The following is an 843-nucleotide window of genomic DNA, read 5'->3' on the forward strand; positions in this document are numbered from 1 at the left end:
ATAGTATGTAAGCGCTTCCTCCAGCGTGCGCGTTCTGTTCCAAACGGCAGGGTAGTGGCTTACCAACGGCGTTATGCCTGCATTCCACAAAATAAGGAACTGCGCGGGAATGCTTACGTCGTTTTGATGCGCCTGGTCAGGCGATATAAGTTGCGTAATGCCATCGGCAATACTGTCGCTGCGACGCGTGGGACGTGCGGTAAAGCCGAAGCGTTTTGTAAGTGTAAGCATTTTTCTGAAGCCGTCGCCATCGCGCATAGCGGGTGTCATATGGGCAATTACCACGTCAAAGCGCTCGGTAAACGCATGCGCAAGAAAGTCGTCACGAATAAACTGTACGTTTTCAATTCCAAGTTCTTCTTTGCGATCGTTTGCGGCTTCAATCATTTTGCTTGAAATATCAATACCTACAACGCGTTTTGCGCGTTTCGCAAGCGCGAAAGAATAAATGCCCGAACCGCACCCGATATCAAGAACGCTGCTGGTATTGTCGATAGCATGATGCTTGGCAATAAGCTGGAGGAATTCATCATCTTCCCAGGTGGGAATAGGAAGCGTCCGCCAAAAATCGACTGCATGATCCCATGTTTCAGCATGGTGATAGCCATTCATAACAGATGGTGGCGTTTTCCACGCATCAAGAATGTGCTTTGGTGCTGCAACAAGTGCTTGCTGTATGCTTGATGTAGAATCCATACCAGCTCCTTTGTGTTTCGTTTCGTTCTTTACCTTTTGTGTACCGCTTCGTTCTTTGTCCAACCAGCGTTTATTACAACTTGCGCTTTCCTAAGCAGCGCTTTCCCAACCTGCGCTTATGCGTTTTCTTCGCCCGTTAACAGCGGA

1 protein-coding gene is annotated in these 843 nt (G+C 48.4%); it reads right to left on the bottom strand.

The features are described from left to right. The coding region (locus HMPREF3190_RS07480; RefSeq protein WP_066781781.1) for a class I SAM-dependent methyltransferase at positions 1-696 on the bottom strand (696 nt) is incomplete at its 3' end. Between the last annotated feature and the right edge of the window lie 147 nt (positions 697-843).

The sequence above is a fragment of the Umbribacter vaginalis genome (genome assembly GCA_001552935.1).
Taxonomy (GTDB): Bacteria; Actinomycetota; Coriobacteriia; order Coriobacteriales; family Eggerthellaceae; genus Berryella; species Berryella vaginalis.